The 17,600-nt window shown below is 51.1% G+C and carries 19 protein-coding genes and 1 tRNA gene; 12 read left to right on the top strand and 8 right to left on the bottom strand.

The genetic code is table 11. The annotated features are described in order from the left end of the window. Positions 1-21 precede the first annotated feature (21 nt). Positions 22-573, bottom strand: a complete 552-nt coding sequence (locus ACJJIW_RS19355; protein ID WP_444936110.1) for a hypothetical protein — start codon at positions 571-573, stop codon at positions 22-24. 281 nt (positions 574-854) lie between these two features. Beyond that, positions 855-1,520, bottom strand: a complete 666-nt coding sequence (locus ACJJIW_RS19350; protein ID WP_444936109.1) for a class I SAM-dependent methyltransferase — start codon at positions 1,518-1,520, stop codon at positions 855-857. 299 nt (positions 1,521-1,819) lie between these two features. Here ACJJIW_RS19350 and ACJJIW_RS19345 point away from each other — a divergent pair, with 299 nt between their 5' ends. The 3 genes from ACJJIW_RS19345 (at position 1,820) to ACJJIW_RS19335 (ending at position 2,598) form a co-directional block, all read left to right on the top strand. Beyond that, entirely contained in the window at positions 1,820-1,993 is a 174-nt protein-coding gene (locus ACJJIW_RS19345; RefSeq protein WP_444936108.1) for a hypothetical protein, read from the top strand. Between the two features lie 9 nt (positions 1,994-2,002). Continuing rightward, positions 2,003-2,278 (top strand): hypothetical protein, encoded by a 276-nt coding sequence (locus ACJJIW_RS19340; protein ID WP_444936107.1) that lies wholly within the window; start codon positions 2,003-2,005, stop codon positions 2,276-2,278. A gap of 68 nt (positions 2,279-2,346) precedes the next feature. Continuing rightward, the gene (locus ACJJIW_RS19335) at positions 2,347-2,598 is read left to right on the top strand and encodes a hypothetical protein (RefSeq protein ID WP_444936106.1); all 252 of its coding nucleotides are present in this window, start codon (positions 2,347-2,349) and stop codon (positions 2,596-2,598) included. Positions 2,599-3,186: 588 nt separating this feature from the next. On the opposite strand, the gene ACJJIW_RS19330 is transcribed toward ACJJIW_RS19335, so the two are convergent. The 5 genes from ACJJIW_RS19330 to ACJJIW_RS19310 all read right to left on the bottom strand — a co-directional run bounded on the left by ACJJIW_RS19330 (position 3,187) and on the right by ACJJIW_RS19310 (position 8,856). After that, positions 3,187-3,639, bottom strand: coding sequence for a hypothetical protein (locus ACJJIW_RS19330; protein WP_444936105.1), 453 nt, complete (start codon positions 3,637-3,639; stop codon positions 3,187-3,189). A 2-nt stretch (positions 3,640-3,641) separates the two neighbouring features. Continuing rightward, positions 3,642-4,076, bottom strand: coding sequence for a hypothetical protein (locus ACJJIW_RS19325; protein ID WP_444936104.1), 435 nt, complete (start codon positions 4,074-4,076; stop codon positions 3,642-3,644). Between the two features lie 1,159 nt (positions 4,077-5,235). Further along, positions 5,236-5,427, bottom strand: a complete 192-nt coding sequence (locus ACJJIW_RS19320) for a hypothetical protein (RefSeq protein ID WP_444936103.1) — start codon at positions 5,425-5,427, stop codon at positions 5,236-5,238. 209 nt (positions 5,428-5,636) lie between these two features. Further along, a tRNA-Ser gene (locus tag ACJJIW_RS19315) sits at positions 5,637-5,724 on the bottom strand. A 165-nt stretch (positions 5,725-5,889) separates the two neighbouring features. Continuing rightward, a complete protein-coding gene (locus ACJJIW_RS19310; protein WP_444936102.1) occupies positions 5,890-8,856 on the bottom strand; it encodes an Rne/Rng family ribonuclease in 2,967 nt (988 codons plus the stop codon). A gap of 785 nt (positions 8,857-9,641) precedes the next feature. On the opposite strand from ACJJIW_RS19310, the gene rluC reads away from it, so the two are divergent. Both rluC and ACJJIW_RS19300 read left to right on the top strand, forming a co-directional pair. Continuing rightward, positions 9,642-10,637 (top strand): 23S rRNA pseudouridine(955/2504/2580) synthase RluC, encoded by a 996-nt coding sequence (rluC, locus tag ACJJIW_RS19305; protein WP_444896969.1) that lies wholly within the window; start codon positions 9,642-9,644, stop codon positions 10,635-10,637. Between the two features lie 14 nt (positions 10,638-10,651). Continuing rightward, entirely contained in the window at positions 10,652-11,293 is a 642-nt protein-coding gene (locus ACJJIW_RS19300; protein ID WP_444936101.1) for an HAD-IA family hydrolase, read from the top strand. Here ACJJIW_RS19300 and ACJJIW_RS19295 read toward each other — a convergent pair. Beyond that, positions 11,290-11,886, bottom strand: coding sequence for a Maf family protein (locus ACJJIW_RS19295; protein WP_444936100.1), 597 nt, complete (start codon positions 11,884-11,886; stop codon positions 11,290-11,292). The genes ACJJIW_RS19300 and ACJJIW_RS19295 overlap by 4 nt on opposite strands. Positions 11,887-11,992: 106 nt before the next feature. Here ACJJIW_RS19295 and ACJJIW_RS19290 point away from each other — a divergent pair, with 106 nt between their 5' ends. From ACJJIW_RS19290 to fabF, 7 genes are all read left to right on the top strand, one after another. Further along, positions 11,993-12,535 carry a YceD family protein gene (locus ACJJIW_RS19290; RefSeq protein ID WP_444896972.1) on the top strand — a complete coding sequence of 181 codons (543 nt, stop codon included), beginning with the start codon at positions 11,993-11,995 and terminating at the stop codon, positions 12,533-12,535. A 73-nt stretch (positions 12,536-12,608) separates the two neighbouring features. After that, a complete protein-coding gene (gene rpmF / locus ACJJIW_RS19285) occupies positions 12,609-12,803 on the top strand; it encodes a 50S ribosomal protein L32 (RefSeq protein ID WP_108733564.1) in 195 nt (64 codons plus the stop codon). Positions 12,804-12,806: 3 nt separating this feature from the next. After that, complete coding sequence (plsX, locus tag ACJJIW_RS19280; RefSeq protein WP_282932473.1) at positions 12,807-13,865, top strand: phosphate acyltransferase PlsX; 1,059 nt, start codon at positions 12,807-12,809, stop codon at positions 13,863-13,865. 51 nt (positions 13,866-13,916) lie between these two features. Continuing rightward, positions 13,917-14,861: an ACP S-malonyltransferase gene (gene fabD, locus ACJJIW_RS19275; RefSeq protein ID WP_282932474.1), complete on the top strand. Its 945-nt coding sequence runs from the start codon at positions 13,917-13,919 to the stop codon at positions 14,859-14,861. 56 nt (positions 14,862-14,917) lie between these two features. Further along, entirely contained in the window at positions 14,918-15,661 is a 744-nt protein-coding gene (gene fabG / locus ACJJIW_RS19270; protein WP_282934677.1) for a 3-oxoacyl-ACP reductase FabG, read from the top strand. 225 nt (positions 15,662-15,886) lie between these two features. Continuing rightward, on the top strand, positions 15,887-16,123 hold the full coding sequence (gene acpP, locus ACJJIW_RS19265) for an acyl carrier protein (RefSeq protein ID WP_020415205.1): 237 nt from the start codon (positions 15,887-15,889) through the stop codon (positions 16,121-16,123). Between the two features lie 192 nt (positions 16,124-16,315). Further along, positions 16,316-17,557, top strand: a complete 1,242-nt coding sequence (gene fabF / locus ACJJIW_RS19260) for a beta-ketoacyl-ACP synthase II (RefSeq protein WP_282932475.1) — start codon at positions 16,316-16,318, stop codon at positions 17,555-17,557. The last annotated feature ends 43 nt before the right edge of the window (positions 17,558-17,600 follow it).

Below are 17,600 nucleotides of genomic sequence, written 5' to 3'. Positions count from 1 at the left end.
TATCCCTACAGAGAGGGGGCTCTACCCCTCATAGTTTACAACCGCTGCGTAAAATCCAAGTAGATAGTTGGCTGGAACCTCAATAGTAGAGCTGTGTCCAGACTTTGCTCTCAATTTGAGTTTGAGCTTGTCCCGATTGCGCACTGAAGCCAGTATTTGCTCTTCGGTGAGTGCGATATCCAGAGCTTCTTCGAGCATACACTCATTGCCGCTGACACACTGAAGGACACTCTTGTTAATAGGAGCGGTTTCTACTGGCTGTCCACCACTTAATTCTGCAGATTCATAGTGACGCCACGCTCTGCGGTAAGTGATAAAAACCTGAAGGTGGTACTTGGTCGGCTCGTTATCGGTAGGGGCGAAGGCACGGAGATTATAATAGTAGAGGTTTAAGTCGGAGCCATCAGTAGTTGCTTGCAATTTTGGCCCTGAGAATTGGGTACCTGTACTTTCTTCATCCGCTTGGACAGAGACCGCTTGCCTGACTTCCGCTGCTGTTTTTTGTGAAAGGTGAGTGACGGAGCTGCAGCCAGCCAACAATATTGCTGCCAGAGTAAGTGTGATTTTGGTCATGGGCCTTCCCTGTTTTCTTTACACTTCTTTTGGGGTGGGAGTATCGCATAGTTGGAGTGCTAGCTGGAACTTTGTGTAAACCTTTATGTATTGGAAAGATAGTGATGGTGGCACCAAGTGATAACTTCGCTAGGAGCGTTTCTGGCGAAAGACATGGAGCATGCCAGAGGGAAATTGACTGCCTATTCTGTACTCGACATTGAGTAGGACGGAACATTTAAAAGGCAAGATCTTCCTTGCTGTGGGTAATAAGGTTCCGCTTCTACAGCTGACCGCGCATTTCAAGCTTTACAACTGGATTTTTTCCCAATAATGATTACTGAATCAGCTGGCACGATTGTATTTTCAAAAGGAATCTTTTCTTCATTAAAGTGGTGGGATTCAACCGAATCAAAACCTGCTTTTTCCATAAGGGATTTAATTTCTTCTGTGGAGCGTATATGAAATTTAAATTGGGTAAAGGGTATTTTTTTGAGCGATTTATCTGAGCGAACCCCAAATACTGCCCGCCCTCCTAGAGTGAGCCAGTCGCTGATGTGATTAAAGAAAGCCGATAAATCCTCGATAAAATAGAGAATATTAACCCCTATAACACCGTCTACACTCCCACCTTCAAGTTGAACGTCTAGGCAGTCATCAAAGATTACTTCCGCAGTGCAGCAGCTATCTAGCAACATTTTCCGAAGTTCATCTGCCATGACTTCTGACAGCTCAACACCTAAATAGTGGCCATCAGCACCTAATCTATTTAATATTGGTAGCGATAGCGATCCATTACCAGGCCCGATTTCGACGATGGACTCACCTTTTTGAACTGATAACTTTTGAATGGCCTGATTAGTAATCATCTGGTTGAGCACATTCATTTTGTTGCCCATTTCAATCCCGGCCTTTCCTTCAGGGCATGAAAGTTGGGTTGCGATAGGTTGTAGATCTTGATTTTCCATGGGTAGTTTCTTTGTTGTCGGCTTGAGTTATCTTACCAGGAGTAAAGCCCTGAAGCTTAAAAGGTTTTATTTGAGATTTAGATTTGCATAACTGTGCCCTTTGCTGGGAAACTGATTGCAATCATATCCAGGGATGATGATGGAGTGGTAGTTCCTCCTGGTGGCAGGGGCGGGGCCGGTAAAGTTAAGCATTGGATTATCAATCGAGAAGATTGAAGGGTGGGGTATAGACCTGGCTATTCTGATGGCTTTCTATGCAGGAGAGGTGTTGTAGGCAGGCTGGGTTGAAATAGGCCTTGATGCCAAATCTGGTGGAGCTCGCTTTTGTAATGGGTCTGCCGCACAGGCCGTTTATTCGCTCGGTATTTGCGCGAGGGGAACTGCTACCGCAGCTGGGGGCTACAGATATGTTGCTGGCCCAGGATGCGGCCAATTATTACCGCATTGACGGCACGGGCAATATTAGTGAGTAATGCCAGGCAGTGGCGGAGCGCTTTGCCAAGCTGAAGCAACGCCTGGTAGTGAAGGACGGCGGCACTGTGTGGCTAGGCAATGAATCCAGCAACGTACTGCGCATCCTGGATGAGTTAATCAAAGTGACCAGCGCAATAGCCAACACGTCCGCAGGGCACACCCACGAGTACACCGACAACGGTACCCCACTAAAAACCAAAGTGCCGGACCAGGCGGGGGAGTTTAGTGGGCAGAAGGACGACGCCGACAAGCTGGACGCTGAGTTGGCGCCGATTGTGGATTAAAACATTTAGCCTGTATCTACAATTTAGAATTTTGAAGTTAAGGTTTTTTAAAAATTCTGGATAAATATATGAAAAAACAGAAAAGCAATAGATGCGCAATATTTGCAGGTGGGATTCATTTGATGAATGACGGCGCAAACAGCTTTAAGGTGGCAGCACCTAGCGAGCTGGAAGCCAAGGAGCTTGCAAAAGAAATTGCTAAATCTGATAAGGCAATATTTTATTCATGGTTAAATATTTTGGATGTTTGGGTGGGGGAAATTACACGCTATTCAATATTGCGGGGTGGGATGTTGGAGGAAAGAGAGTGCCCGGAATGAGACATGACGTGTCAGCATTAGCTGGCGCTTTTAAATCTAGGCTCAAGTGTGGATATACTCTTTTATTTTTACTCGATCTATTGGTAGTTGGTCTATAGGTACGTATATTCGATGTACATGAGTTGAATAGAGTCTCTTACCAGGGCGGGCGGTCCTTAATAGTTCCCCAAAAATAAAGAAAGTTTCGCCCTCCTCATTAGGTATATGGCTGGCCGTTAAAGACAAAGCTTTTTTCATTGCTATTGGATAAATGTAACCCATTCTGAGCGTTGGACTTTGGTTGTAGTTTTCATTGGAGGACATTCTTGTTAGTTCTAAAATAATGTATTCAAGTTGCCGATAAATTTCCCTGAAATCTTTACACATTGCAAATTCATCCTGTAGTACATCGTGCATGACCCATAGTTTTGAGCATAAAGAAGTAAGGTTAGAATATTGATCTGTTAGGTCTTCTAGGGAGAAATAGTGCTGCTCTTTATGGGTTTGATCGTCTTTCCTGATTTTCTCGGCTAGTTGTATTGCTTCGTCGATATTGGAGTCTTTCGGTATGGAAATATCGAAGTTTTTTATTTCATTGAGAGGGAATACTTAAGAGTGGAGTCTGTGCTTATCTATAAATTTAAATGGAACTTGTTCTTCAATCAAATCTATTCTTTCTCTGAATAATTTTTGGTGTTCAATGAAGGTTGAAAATGAAGATTTCTTCCTCTCATGATCCAGGGCACTATTTGCATGTTCAATTTGCCGTGCAGTTTGTTCACTGCGAAAAGCCAGAGAGACAATGCCGATCAATGCAATTGAGCCTGCTGCTACACTAAATGCGGGTGTAAGGTAGACGATAAGTGTTTGTATCCATCCTATCCCTGTGTTGTTGGGTTCAGGGTGTGGCCTTTCAATAAACAGCATGGTCATTATAAGAAGCATGAATGATGTAGCTATTATTCCTGCCCAAAAGAAAAATTTATACCGTGTGTCTTCGGTTAATGTCGGCTCTGTTTGTTTTGGTTTTTTTTCAGTTTTGATATTAACTTGTTGTTCCATTTTCATTTATCTACAGGGGTATTTACTAGAGTAGTTGCCAAATAGTTATTGTTTTCTCTGCCTAGCAGTTGGAGATCTACAGTTATACTCTCATCTATTCTTAGCGCTATATTTGTAAATGGATTCTCCAGTTGCCTGTAGGTTTTATCTTCCCAGAAACAAACAGCTTGAATTTTATTTTTATGCTCAATTGAATTGACCGCCAGCCCATCTTCTAAAGTTACTCCAGATACTTCTATTTCACATCGCCGAGAGGCAGATTCACCAATCACAACAAATATGCCATCTTCGATATTTCTAGCGTCAAGAACCTTAAGCCCTTCACTTTCAATTTCGAATAGGTTTTCCGCATTCGGATAAACTCTGTTATTCCTTTCGTACCCTGATAAAAGGAGCAGGCTTGCAATGACGAAAAATAACCCTGCAAAGGTACGCATATTCAGCTCCTTCTGATTAATTATTCCATCAAATCCTAACATTCCAAGGAAGTGGCTTTAAAGCTGTAGCACGTAACCATTGTGGTCTTAACCAAATTTCAAAACCCTTCATACCTTCTAAAAGCAACCAAAACCACCAATCTCCCCCAAACCCCGCAATTCCTAAGGCCTACAGCTCCCCTCTGATCAAAAAACATACCGCCAATAGGGTCGCCGTTCACTCCTCCCCACGCCTGCCGGTTTTGGGCGTTCTTTTGGTTGGTGAAATGGCATAAGTGGCTATGGCCTGCGCTGGTGCGGGGTCTACAGCCAATAGGAATTTCACAAAATGAAAGGCTTTGAAGCGCTTTGAACAGATTTTTCACTGATCAGAGCCTCAGAATACTGGCACGGGCTACAAGGGAAGAGGGCGACAGGAGCATCTTTGTAGCTAGGGCTGGCGCGCTCTGGCTTGACTTGCAATGGCAGCGTTGGTCAGGCAGTTATCTTGTGCCTTTACCTTTTTTGACCTCAGCTAATGCCTTTGAGATTGCTTTCTTTGCCTTTGTGTACGAACTCTTGGGGTCGGCTTCATTGGGCAGAACAGTGAACTGTTTTTCTTTGTCGGTTAGCGGCTTGTTACTCATCGTCATGGTCCCAATCGAGATCAATGATCATTTTTCCGTCTTTATCACTTTTACCGGATGCCAAGCCTTCAGGCTCTTTGATCTTGCCTTTCTCTGCTCTCATTTGTTGAGCCAGCTTCTTTAGCCCAGCTTTGCTCGCTCTTCTTTAGAAAGCCCTTTGAGCTTCTCATCATGAGCAGTATTGAAGTCTTTGATTTTGTCATTCATCAAATAATTCTCCGTATACAGCTGTCGCTTTTGGGGTCGTACTGGAACCCTTTGTGTTCATAGTAATCTCGGACATCACTGTTTATAGGGTGCATGATTTTTACATGCGTAGCGCCGAGAAGCGTGGCATAGGCGTATAGGGCCAAATAGGTTAGGTCTAAATGTGGTTCCCCAGCTTCTGGTGATTTCTCGATGTAGTCCAGCCTTAGCCCTATAGCGTGATAGGTTGGACGCCTCACAGCGAAACCTACTAGACGGTTCCCAGCCCAAGTAGCAGATTCAAATCGTTTAGGGAGCTTGAGTTTCCAGCTTATCCAGGAAGAAGGTCAGTCCCAATCAACCTTCCGGTTGGAGTGATTCTCCCAATGCCGGAAAGCCGCGCAGGAGGCGCTATCGACAAGTGCAAGGCGGGTATCCGGTAGATCCAGTGCCTCATTGGCCGTTTGGATCAATTGCCGTCTGAGTTCGGTATATCTGCGCTCTAGTTCCTCGCGCATGCTCAGCTTACAGGCTGCCATATAAACTCCTTTTCAAATGGCTTTCTGCTTTTTTCTTTCAGCTTGGAGAAGGGTGCCGGCGCCATGAAGGCATGCACTTCCCGCCTCCCTGGTAGTAAGAGATATTTTTGAGTTGAGACTTTGTTGAGATGTAAACGAAAAAGGGCGGTACCAAGGAAATTGGTACCGCCCTTCGATGCTTGTAAGTCTATGATTTACAAGACTTTATATGGCGGTGGGGCAGGGATTCGAACCCTGGGACCTGTTACAGTCAACGGTTTTCAAGACCGCCGCTTTCGACCACTCAGCCACCCCACCAAATTGTGCTGCGCATTATACATGGCTTCCGGGGATGTACAAGCGCCATTTTGATTTTTTTTATATAGTTCAATAAGTTAGGTGATTTATTGATCAGCTCAAGGCTGATTGTCAGGTTGATAAGGTCGCCCCAGTCATTGGCTGGGGCGGCTTGGCAGTTATCGCTTAGCTCGCTTCTGCAGAGTCGCGATCGATATTTGCGCTGGCATCAACTTCCACGGCCTTGCGGCTGATACGCGGGTCGTTGGCCGGGCGGGCGAGGGCACGTGGGTTGTGCTCAATCGCTGCCGGCTGCGCGGTATCCAGAGGCTGCTGGGAGCCCACTTCACGGCGCTCAGTAACAATTGAGAATTCACCCAGTGGTTTGGGGTTGATGCGCGGATCATTTACTGCGCGTCCCTGGCCGGGTGCGGTCGGTTCCTCTTCGGAAGCTGCCTGCTCGGCGGCAACAATTTCTTCCTGAACTTCCGGCTCGCTGGTGCCTGCCTGTTCCTGTAAAGCTTCAGCTGCAGCGTGTGCTTCTTCAAGCACGATTTCCTCTGCTGCTTCTACTTCTGGCTTGGCAGGAGTGGTTTCAGCTTTGGGGGCAGCCGGAACTTCTGCCGTGGTGGCTTTTTGTTCTGGCGCTTGCTCTACAGGCTTGACTGGCTCGGCAGCTGGCGCAGCTGCTTTTTCTACCGGGGTAGCTTTGGGCTTGGGCTGAGTAGGCTGCTGTTGCTGCTCGGAGGCGGCTGCTTTGGCTGCATGTGGGGCGCTTTGCGGTTGAGCTGCAGGTTTCTGGGTCTCTCGTGCTTCAGGTTTTGCCTCGTGAGCAGTTCGCACCGGCATTGTGATGGCGGGCTGAGCTGCTTGCTTGGGAGCTCTCTGAGCCTTCTGAGAGTCTTTCGTCTTGGGCTTGGGCGCCTCGGTGCGAGCCTCTTTTGCGACCTCCTTGGTCTTGCGGGCTTCGCTTTCAGCTTCGTCGATAGCTTCGTGAACTTCGCGATTCAGCTCTTCCTGACTGTGAGCTACCGCGGTTGCTGCGGTGTTCTCACTGCGACGTCCGCCGCGACGGCGCGCCTGAGGGCGGCCGCGCACATTGCTCGGGCGACGTGCTGGACGCTGCTGATCGGAAGTGTCTCCAGCCTGTTCGTTGGTATCAACGGTATTTTGGGTTTCAGCAGCTTGGGTGCGGTTGTCGCTGCGGCGGTTGTCGTTGCGGCGACGGCGACGTCTGCGCTGACCTTCACCTTGGCGATCGGAGGCGCTGTCATGCTCGTCCAGCTTGGCGCTGCGCTTATCTTCGCGTTGGTCGTCGCGTTTATTGTCTTCGCGGCGATCATCCTTGCGGCGCGCGGGGCGGCCACTGCGGTTGTTGCGATTTCCGCGCTGGTTGCGATTGCGGTTGCGCTGCTGGTAGTCCTTGCCACGGCCTTTGGACTTTTGATGCTTCTTCGGCTCTTCCTCTTCTGCGGTGAAGAAGGAGGCGATAGCACTAATCAATCGGCTGAAGAGTCCCGGCTCTTCCTTTTTCTCCGGGGTGGGAGCTGGAGCGGTGTGGGCAATTTGCTGCACGGCCGCTTGCGCTGAAGCTGGACGCTGTGGCTTTTCCTCTTTCTTGGTCACTGTCTCTTCGGCAGTGCCAGAAATCTTGTAGGAAGTTTCCAGGGTCGCGGTGTCATCGTCACGCAGGCGCTGAACTTCAAAGTGCGGCGTTTCCATTTCCGCGCTGGGCACAACTACTACGCGAGTGGAATTGCGGGACTCGATCTGGGAGATCGTTTTACGCTTTTCGTTCAGCAGGTAGGTCGCGACATTCACCGGGGTAATTGCACGGATCTCAGCGCTGCGCTCTTTCTTCGCTTCCTCTTCTACCAGGCGGAGAATGGAGAGAGCCAGAGACTTGGTGCCGCGAATGGTGCCTTGACCGCTACAGCGGGGGCAGACGCGGAAGGTGGTTTCACCCAGGGATGGGCGCAGGCGCTGGCGGGACATTTCCAAAAGTCCGAAGCGGGAGATGCGGCCAACCTGAACGCGGGCGCGATCCATGCTGAGGGCCTTCTCCATGCGCTTTTCAACTTCGCGCTGGTTTGACTTGCTCTGCATGTCGATAAAGTCGATGACAACCAGTCCACCCATATCGCGCAGGCGCAGCTGGCGAGCGATTTCATCGGCGGCTTCCAGGTTGATATTGCGCGCGGTCTCTTCGATATCGCCGCCCTTGGTTGCGCGGGAGGAGTTGATATCGATAGATACCAGAGCCTCGGTCACATCGATAACGATGGAGCCACCGGAGGGGAGCTTCACTTCGCGTTCGAATGCTGTTTCGATCTGGCTTTCAATTTGATAGCGATTGAACAGCGGGATGGCGTCTTCGTAGTACTTCACCTTATTGGCGTAGTGGGGCATTACCTGGCGAGCAAACTCTGCGGCCAGCTCAAAGGCGCCTTTGTCGTCGACAATAACTTCGCCGATATCGTCGCGCATGTAGTCGCGGATGGCGCGGATAATGACGTTGCTTTCCTGGAACAGGAAGTGTGGCGCTTTGGAGGTATCAGCTTCTTCTTTGATGGCGTTCCAAAGTTGCAGCAGGTAGTTGAGGTCCCATTGCAGCTCGTCACCGCTGCGGCCAACGCCGGCGGTACGCACGATGATGCCCATGCCCGAAGGGACGTCTACACTGGCCAGTGCGTCGCGGAGCTCGGAGCGCTCATCACCTTCAATGCGGCGGGAGATGCCACCGGCACGAGGGTTGTTGGGCATTAACACCAAGTAGCGGCCGGCGAGGCTGACAAAGGTGGTGAGGGCGGCGCCTTTGTTGCCGCGCTCTTCCTTGTCCACCTGGACAATAACTTCCATACCTTCTTTGACAACATCTTTGATTTTGATGCGGCCTTCGATGTCTTTGGGCTGCTTGAGGAAGTACTCGCGAGAGATTTCTTTCAGGGGGAGGAACCCGTGGCGCTCTTCGCCGTAGTCGACGAATGCAGCTTCGAGGGAGGGTTCTACACGGGTAATCTTACCTTTGTAGATGTTCGCTTTTTTCTGCTGGCGGGTTCGGTTCTCAATATCTAAATCATAGAGCCACTGGCCGTCGACCAGGGCAACACGCAACTCTTCAGGTTGGGTTGCGTTGATTAGCATTCTTTTCATGCGTGTCGTTTTCCTTGCGTTGCGCAAAGGTGTGACACCGCTACTCACAGGCTTGCTTGTTGGCTGTCCGGTGGAGAGGACCACCAGGCAGGGCAGGGAAAATAAGGTATGCCAGCTCTACCGCGCCATGGATCTATGCGGCTTGTTGAGACTGGCATTTGCCTATTATTCGCTCTGCAAAAACTCCGGATACGCGCTGTTATTGTGCTATCCGTTGGTACCTTTAATACCTTTTGTTAGTACTGCCCTGTACCTGTGCTGCAGGCTTCTGCAGCAGGGTTGGGCGCCGCCCCTTGGTTTGTTTCATGCTGGGCGGCAAGGTTTGCGTCAATCATCAGAGGTTCTGCAGTTCAGCTTTTGGCTGATACCCATTCTTCTTAATTTTTTTTACCAGGCTTGCGGAAGCTGTGCTGCCCTGGTTGCCAGTTCGGTTGCTGGCTCGTCGTATTCTGCAAAACCGGACGCAAGTTTGAGTCGTCCTTTCAAGCGCTGCGGGTCACGGCCCGTCTTACCTTCGCGATAATTACCCGCATAACCGCGGGCTGTTGTTGCCGGTGAGCTCCCCTCTGGTTCTGGTAATTGGGGGACATCTCAACGGCTAAGTTTTATCAATGACGCGGCATCCCCGCGCACCGACCGAATGGGGTATTTTCGTTGGGGTCACGGCTATCTCTTCATGTGGGAAGTCGCCTTTGACCGAAAATACGCCGAATTCAGGCCGGCCGAATATAGCATGGGCAGGGAGGTGCTTCAATTGTATCCCTGGCAACGCTATGATGCGCGTCATGCGAAGTATACCCCACCCTAAGAAGGCTCCGGCCGAGACCCCATCAAAGACCTCGAATCCATCTGGCGGCGTGCAGCTTTTAACTGTACCTGAAGAGCTGGCGGGACAGAGGATCGACAATTTCCTCCAGGCGCGCCTCAAGGGTGTGCCGCGTTCACGTATATACCGAATCCTGCGTAAGGGTGAGGTAAGAGTAAATAAAGGACGAATAAAGGCTGAATACAAGTTAAAGGCGGGCGATGTGGTGCGAGTGCCGCCAATTCGTGTTGCCGAGCAGGCTGAGGCCCCTCTCGCTGGTGAATCTCTGCGCCAGCTGATCCAAGAGTCCATACTTTATGACAAGCACGGGCTTATGGTGATCAATAAACCGTCGGGCCTTGCGGTCCATGGCGGCAGCGGTGTCAGATTGGGCCTGATTGAAGTTTTGCGCCAGATGTTTCCGCAAAGCCCGTTTATTGAGTTGGTGCACCGCCTGGACCGGGATACCAGTGGCGCCATCATGGTGGCCCGCAAGCGCGCGGTATTGCAGCATGTTCAGTCGGAGTTGCGGGCGGGAAAGATCGGTAAATCGTATCAGGCATTGGCGGTGGGCAAGTGGCCCCGAGGTCGCCGCGTTGTTGAGGCACCTTTGCGCAAGAACACTTTGAAAAGCGGCGAGAGAATGGTGTCAGTGCACCCTGAGGGGAAGCCTTCAGAGACCCGCTTTAAGTTGATTGAGAGATTTAAGGCGGCGACTCTGCTTTCCGCAGAGCCGGTCACCGGGCGAACACACCAAATTCGAGTTCATGCTCAGTTTGTTGGTTGCCCTCTGGCGGGCGACAACAAGTACACCTCGGACGAAGTCAATCGTGAATTTCGTGGTCGCGGTCTGAAGCGTCTCTTTTTGCACTCGGCTTCAGTGCGCTGCTCTTTGCCAGATGGTTCCAAGGTTGAGGTGGAGGCTCCACTCCCTGCGGAGCTGAGTGCAGTGCTGAATAGGTTAAGGGAAGAATAGGGCGTTCTTTTGTTATGTTGGTAATCCTCGATTGGGACGGGACGGTTTGTAATTCTGAGGCGCGTATCGTCGATTGTATGTTGCGGGCAGCAGATAGAGCTGGTTTGCCGGTGCTTGCCCCGGAAGCGGTTAGCAACATTATCGGGCTTGGTCTGCCGGAAGCGATATCCTCTCTGTTTCCGGAGGCTGCCAGTGAGGAAAAGCTCACGTTGCGCCAACTTTACTTTGATGAGTGGATGGCGGCTCGGGTTGATCCCCTGCCGTTATTTGAGGGAGTCCTGGATACCCTGGATCAGTTGCTGTGCGGTGGTCACCAGTTGGCGGTAGCGACCGGGAAGAGTCGGCAGGGGCTCAATCGGGAATTTGAGGAGCACGGCCTCGGCCACTTGTTTGCCGCCAGTCGTTGTGCGGATGAGACCGCTTCCAAGCCTGACCCGCTGATGCTGAATGAGTTGCTACATGAGACCGGAACCGGTCCGGAGCAGGCGGTAATGGTAGGGGATACCGTATACGACCTGGAAATGGCGGCGGCGATCGGTATGCCCTCTATCGGGGTGAGCTATGGCGCTCATTGCCCGACCCGACTGCAGGGGTGTGGCCCCAAGGTTGTTATCGATCGTTTCTCTGAGCTGCTCCGCTGGCCGCCACTCCTTTAAGTGGCCTGCGGGCCCAATGGATCTATGCCAAAGTGGTTCAGCATATCGGTAAGGCGGATTAGTGGCAGCCCTACCAGGGTGTTGAGATCTGCTCCTTCAAGCCTTTCAAACAGGGCGATACCTAGCCCTTCCGCCTTAAAAGAGCCGGCACAATCGTAAGGTTGTTCCAGCTCTACATATCGTTCAATTTGCTCTGTGCTCAACTGCCGAAAGTAGACAGTGAAGGTTTCGGTATCGCCCAACTGCTCTCCGCTTGCGCTATTTAGCAGGCTCAAGCCGGTGTGGAACATCACTTTTTTGCCGTTGCAGGCTTGCAGCTGGGCGATGGCGCGCTCCCTACTGCCTGGCTTGCCAAGTATTTGACCGTCGCAAGAGGCAACTTGATCTGAACCGATAATCAGTGATTTCGGGTGGCGGCCTGCCAGGGCGTGCGCTTTCTCTGTGGCGAGGCGCAGGGCGAGTGCAGCTGGCGCTTCCCCCGCCTGTGGTGCTTCATCTATATGGGGCGAATCCTGCTGAAAGGGGATGCCAAGCTGTTGTAGTAGGGTTCTGCGGTAAGGAGAGCTGGAGGCTAGTATCAGAGGGTGGGGCATTCTGGTGGATTTTCCGCTGGGTCGAATAGTGGTTTGTGACCGGGCGATACTGCAATGCCTGATTTGTTTTGACAAGGCTAAGGTGAGTCCATAGAATTGCGCGCTTATGTCGATAGCCCCCTCTAAATCAGTATTGCCAAAGAGCATTGATGCTCGGAAATTGGTACAGCGAGAGCAGTTGCTCGATGGTGTTTTGCCGTTGGAGTCCCTGCCTCGGGTTGGTAGCGCAGTTGAGTCTGTCCACGGAGAGATTTCTGCTGAATTGCAGTTTGAGCGAGACTTGCAAGGTCACCAAACGGTGAGCGGTAAGGTTCAACTTGCAGTTGACCTCTTGTGTCAGCGCTGTTTGTCACCGGTCCATGAGCAGATCGAGGCACAGTTTAGCTGGGGTATCGTATGGACTGAGGAGCAGGGTAAGGCCCTGCCCAAAGATCTGGACCCGGTGATCCAGGACGGCGATGAGCTGGACTTGCACCAGATCCTTGAAGATGAAATTTTGCTCAATTTGCCAATGGTGGCTTATCACCAGGAAGAATGTGTCTCCAAGGAGAGCTTTCATTTTGGTGACGAGGTTGCCGAGGCGGATGAGCAACAGGCAAACCCCTTTAAAGTGCTGGAGCAGTTGAAGGGTTCGTCGGGTAAATCCTAGGTTTCCCGATGAGTTTGGGCTCGCCGGTAGGCGCCCCGGTTCCAGCGAAATTTGTTTATTTTAGGAGCTAGCAATGGCTGTTCAACAAAACAAGAAGACTCGTTCCCGTCGCGGTATGCGCCGTTCCCACGATGCGCTGGGCGCAGGTGCTACCCTTTCCGTCGATCCGACTACCGGTGAAAAGCACCGTCGTCACCACGTGACCAAAGACGGTTTCTACCGTGGTCGCAAAGTGATCGAAGTTAGCGGCGGCTCTGAAGAAGAGTAAGCTTTGTCCAGCCAATTGCGATTGGCCGTGGATGCAATGGGCGGGGACTTAGGTCCCCGCTCTGTCGTTCCGGCATGTATTAGATTTCTTCAAAACTTCCCTGAAGCGCAGCTAAAGCTATTTGGTCCGCGCGCAGAGCTTCAAGCTCTGGTTCATCAAGAGCTGCAGCGCCATCGCCGCCGCGTTACCCGCCGTCTCGAAATTATCCATTGCGAGCAAGTTATCACTCAAGAGTGCAATCCGCTGCAGGCTGTTCGCCATAAGCGCGATTCAACCATGGCGATGGCCCTGAAGAGTGTTGCATCGGGAGATGTGCAGGCTGCAGTTACCTCCGGCAATACCGGCGCCTTGTTGGCGTTGAGTCGCAGTATTCTCGGTAATATCCAAGGTGTTAGGAAGCCGGCGCTCGGTAAGTCTGTACCTTCAGGTATGGGTTCCTGCTATCTTTTGGACCTTGGTGCCAATGTGGATTGCAGTGCTGAGGATTTGCTTCAGTTCGCCCGTATGGGGATTGAGGCTCAGCGGATTCATACTGCCCGCAAGAGTGTGAAGGATATAAAGGTGGCGCTGCTCAATATTGGGGCGGAAGCACATAAGGGTAGCGCCGAAATACGCCGTGCAGCGGAGCTGCTCGATGCGGACCCCGGGGTCAATTATGTTGGCTTTGTTGAGGGGCATGATATTTTTACCGGCTCGGTAGATGTTGTTGTTTGCGACGGCCTGATGGGTAATGTCGCGATGAAATCTGCCGAGGGTGTGATTCGACTAATGGGTCAAAAAGCGTTCACAATCGAGAAAAGAGGGTGTTTCAAGCGTTTTTTTGGCCAATTGGCCATAAAGCTGTTGCGAAAATGGCGTACACAGGTGGAACCTGCTCGCTATAATGGCGCCAGCTTTGTAGGGGTAAAGGGCAACGTGATCAAGAGTCACGGCGGAGCCAGCAGCGAAGCTTTTTATCGGGCGATGGTTACGGCGAAGGAGTGTGCCGATGCTGACCTGGCAGCCAGGGTCGATGCCGCTATGGCACAATCCGGCGAAAGACGCTCCATGGATGAAGGGTAAAAAGCAGTTTTCCCTTACTGAAATCAGCCACATTTAGGTTAAGGATATCTTATGACCAATGCCGCACTCGCATTTGTCTTTCCGGGGCAGGGTTCCCAGAAAATAGGTATGCTCTCTGAGATTGCCCAAGAGGCGCCTGAAATTCAGGCCACTTTTGCCGAAGCATCCAATGTGCTCGGCTATGACCTCTGGGACCTGTGCCAGAATGGCGAGCAGGAGGCCATTAATCTCACCCAGCGTACCCAGCCTCTCTTACTGACTTCCAGTGTTGCCCTTTATCGCATGTGGCGCTCTCGCGGTGGTGCCCAGCCTGCATTTATGGCCGGTCACAGCTTGGGCGAGTGGTCAGCACTGGTGTGCTCTGGCGTTCTGGCATTTAAAGATGCGGTTCATTTGGTTCGCGAGCGCGGTCGCTTGATGCAAGAGGCGGTTCCCGTAGGGGAGGGCGCTATGGCTGCGATCATCGGTCTTGATGATGCAGCTGTTGAAGAAGCTTGTTCTGCTTCTGCTGAGGGTGAAATAGTCGCTGCGGTGAATTACAACTCTCCCGGCCAGATTGTTATTGCGGGAAGTAGCGCGGCGGTGCAGCGCGCCATCGAAGCCTGTAAAGCTGCCGGTGCAAAGAAGGCTATGCCTCTTCCGGTCAGTGCTCCATTCCACACTGAGCTGATGCGTCCCGCGGCGGAAAAGCTGACCCCTCAAATAGAGGCGACAGAATTTAACGCGCCAGAAATACCTATCGTGCACAATGTCCACGCTGAGCTTGAAGCGGAACCGGAAAAAATTAAGTCCCTGATGATCGAGCAGATTTATCGCCCGGTTCGCTGGACTGCCTGCGCACAAAAAATTATTGGCTCCGGAGTGGAGCAAATGGTTGAGTGTGGTCCGGGTAAGGTTTTGTCTGGCCTGATCAAACGTGTCGATCGAAGTGTTTCCTGTCACGCAATCGATAGCCCCAGTAACTTTAATGAAGCTCTGCGAGCTACAGCGGTATAAATCGCTCAAAAAGTAGTCCAGTAGTCGAATAAGGATAAGTGAGAATGACCTTACAGATGTCCCTTGAGGGTAAAGTTGCCTTGGTGACAGGTGCAAGTCGCGGTATTGGTGCGGCAATTGCAGATATGCTCGGTGGAATGGGTGCCACAGTTATTGGTACTGCCACCAGCGAATCCGGTGCTGAAAAAATTAGCGCCCGCTTCGCAGAAGCTGGTATCGCAGGTGCCGGGAAAGTTCTGGATGTGGGCAATGCGGAAAGTATTTCCGAGCTTCATGCAGCGATAAAAAATGAGTTTGGTGCTCCTGCGATATTGGTTAATAATGCTGGCATCACCAAGGACAACTTGTTGATGCGCATGAAGGATGACGAGTGGGATTCAGTCGTCAATACGAATTTGACCGCGGTCTATCGCATGAGTAAGGCTTGCCTGCGCGATATGACCAAGGCGCGATGGGGGCGGATTATTAATATCAGCTCCGTCGTAGGTAGTATGGGTAATGCCGGTCAGAGCAATTATGCGGCGACCAAAGCTGGTGTGGGAGGGTTTGCCCGCTCCCTGGCTTCGGAGGTGGGCTCCCGAGGAATCACGGTTAATACCGTAGCTCCCGGCTTTATTGATACTGACATGACAAAAGTCTTGCCTGAAGCGCAACGCGAGTTGCTTCTGGGTAAGATTCCTCTCGCGAGGCTCGGAAAGCCGGAAGAAATTGCTTCGGTGGTTTCCTTCCTGGCTAGCGATGCGGGAGGCTACGTCACCGGTGAGACAATTCATGTCAATGGCGGTATGTACATGGCGTAGTTTGTGTTTCAGAATATGTCTTTAACTTATTGATTTTAGAGATATTTTTGTTTTAGCTGATGGTGTTGAGGGGCCGCACATTACATCCCGAAAAACTTGGGGTACAATGGCCTCTGAATTATCCAAAAGCTGTGTGAGCCGGTCGTTATCACCAACAACATTGGATACGGTGAAAAACAATAGCGACTAAAACAGATTTTTACCCACTAGGAGTTAAATTGAATCATGAGCAGCATTGAAGAGCGCGTTAAAAAGATCGTTGCTGAACAACTGGGCGTTAAGGAAGAAGACGTTAAGCCTGAAGCCTCTTTTGTTGAAGATCTGGGCGCTGACTCACTCGACACAGTTGAGCTGGTTATGGCTTTGGAAGAGGAATTCGAAACTGAAATTCCCGATGAAGAAGCTGAAAAAATCACTACTGTTCAGCTGGCAATGGATTACATCAAGGACAACCTTGGTTAATTCCTGCTGGGTAGTTTAGGCACGGGCAGCTCAATATGCTGTACCTAGCCGAGCGATTCTGAAAGCCGTCCTATGTTTCATAGCGCGGCTTTCTTTTTATTTGGTACTACGGAATTGTGACTGCTGACCGGATGTTGTTCTTTTAACTACATTGGTGAAGGGCGGTAGCAGAAAATTTCAGGGGGGAGCGCAGTGTCGCAAAGAAGAGTTGTTGTAACCGGAATGGGAGTCGTTAGCCCGTTAGGTAACACCCTAGAGGATACTTGGTCTGGGGTGCTACAGGGAGCTAATGGCGCTGCTCCGATTGATACATTTGATGTTTCGGCTTTTTCAACCCGCTTCGCAGCTACTGTAAAAAACTTTGATCCCACGCCATACATGCCCGCAAAAGAAGCGCGCAAGATGGATACTTTTTTGCAGTATGGATTGGTTGCTGGTATTCAGGCAATGCAAGATAGTGGCCTGGATGTAACTGAAGAACTCGGCCCGCGGGTGGGCACTTGTATCGGCTCAGGCATGGGCGGCATCATGGCGATCGAAGACAATTCATTGCTGATTGCTGAAAAAGGTCCCCGCCGTGTATCACCTTTCTTTGTGCCTGGCGCCATTATTAATATGGTTGCGGGTAACCTTTCAATTAAGTATGGCCTCAAAGGCCCCAATCTCGCAGTGACAACCGCTTGTACCACTGGGACTCACGCGATTGGTCTCGGTGTCCGTGCGATTCAGCACGGTGATGCCGATGTGATGGTATGTGGTGGTGCAGAAATGGTTACCACCCCGGTAGGGCTCGGCGGTTTCTGTGCTGCCAGGGCATTGTCTACCCGCAATGATGATCCGCAATCTGCCAGTCGCCCCTGGGATAAAGACCGCGATGGTTTTGTACTGGGTGAGGGTTCAGCTGTACTCGTATTGGAGGAGTACGAAAGCGCGAAAGCTCGCGGAGCCAAGATTTATGCGGAAGTTGCCGGCTTTGGTATGAGTGGCGATGCTTACCATATGACGTCTCCCCCGGAAGATGGTGCTGGTGCTGCACTCTCAATGGAAAATGCTTTGAGAGATTCGGGCATGAACCCCAGTGACATCCAGTATATCAACGCCCATGGTACTTCTACGGTACTGGGAGATAAGGCTGAGATTTTAGCTGTTAAAAAAGTATTCGGTGGGGCGACGGACTCACTTGCCGTGAGCTCAACCAAGTCAATGACCGGCCATCTGTTGGGAGCTGCTGGTGCTATTGAGGCAGTTTTCTCGATCATGTCGCTGCGTGACCAGGTTGCGCCTCCCACTATTAATCTCTTCTCCCCGGATGAGGCCTGTGAAGGTATTAACTTGGTGCCTCAAGAGGCCCAGTCAATGGCGATTAATGCAGTCCTATCCAACTCCTTTGGTTTCGGTGGCACCAACGGGTCACTGATATTCAAGCGAGTCTGATCCCCGTGCCCACCGCGAGGTGGGCACACCTGCCTTGGGAGCT

It is taken from the genome of Microbulbifer maximicatervae (SeqCode) (assembly GCF_052467815.1).
The sequence above is the reverse complement of the archived record's forward strand: the minus strand, read 5'-3'. Positions and strand labels throughout refer to the sequence as shown.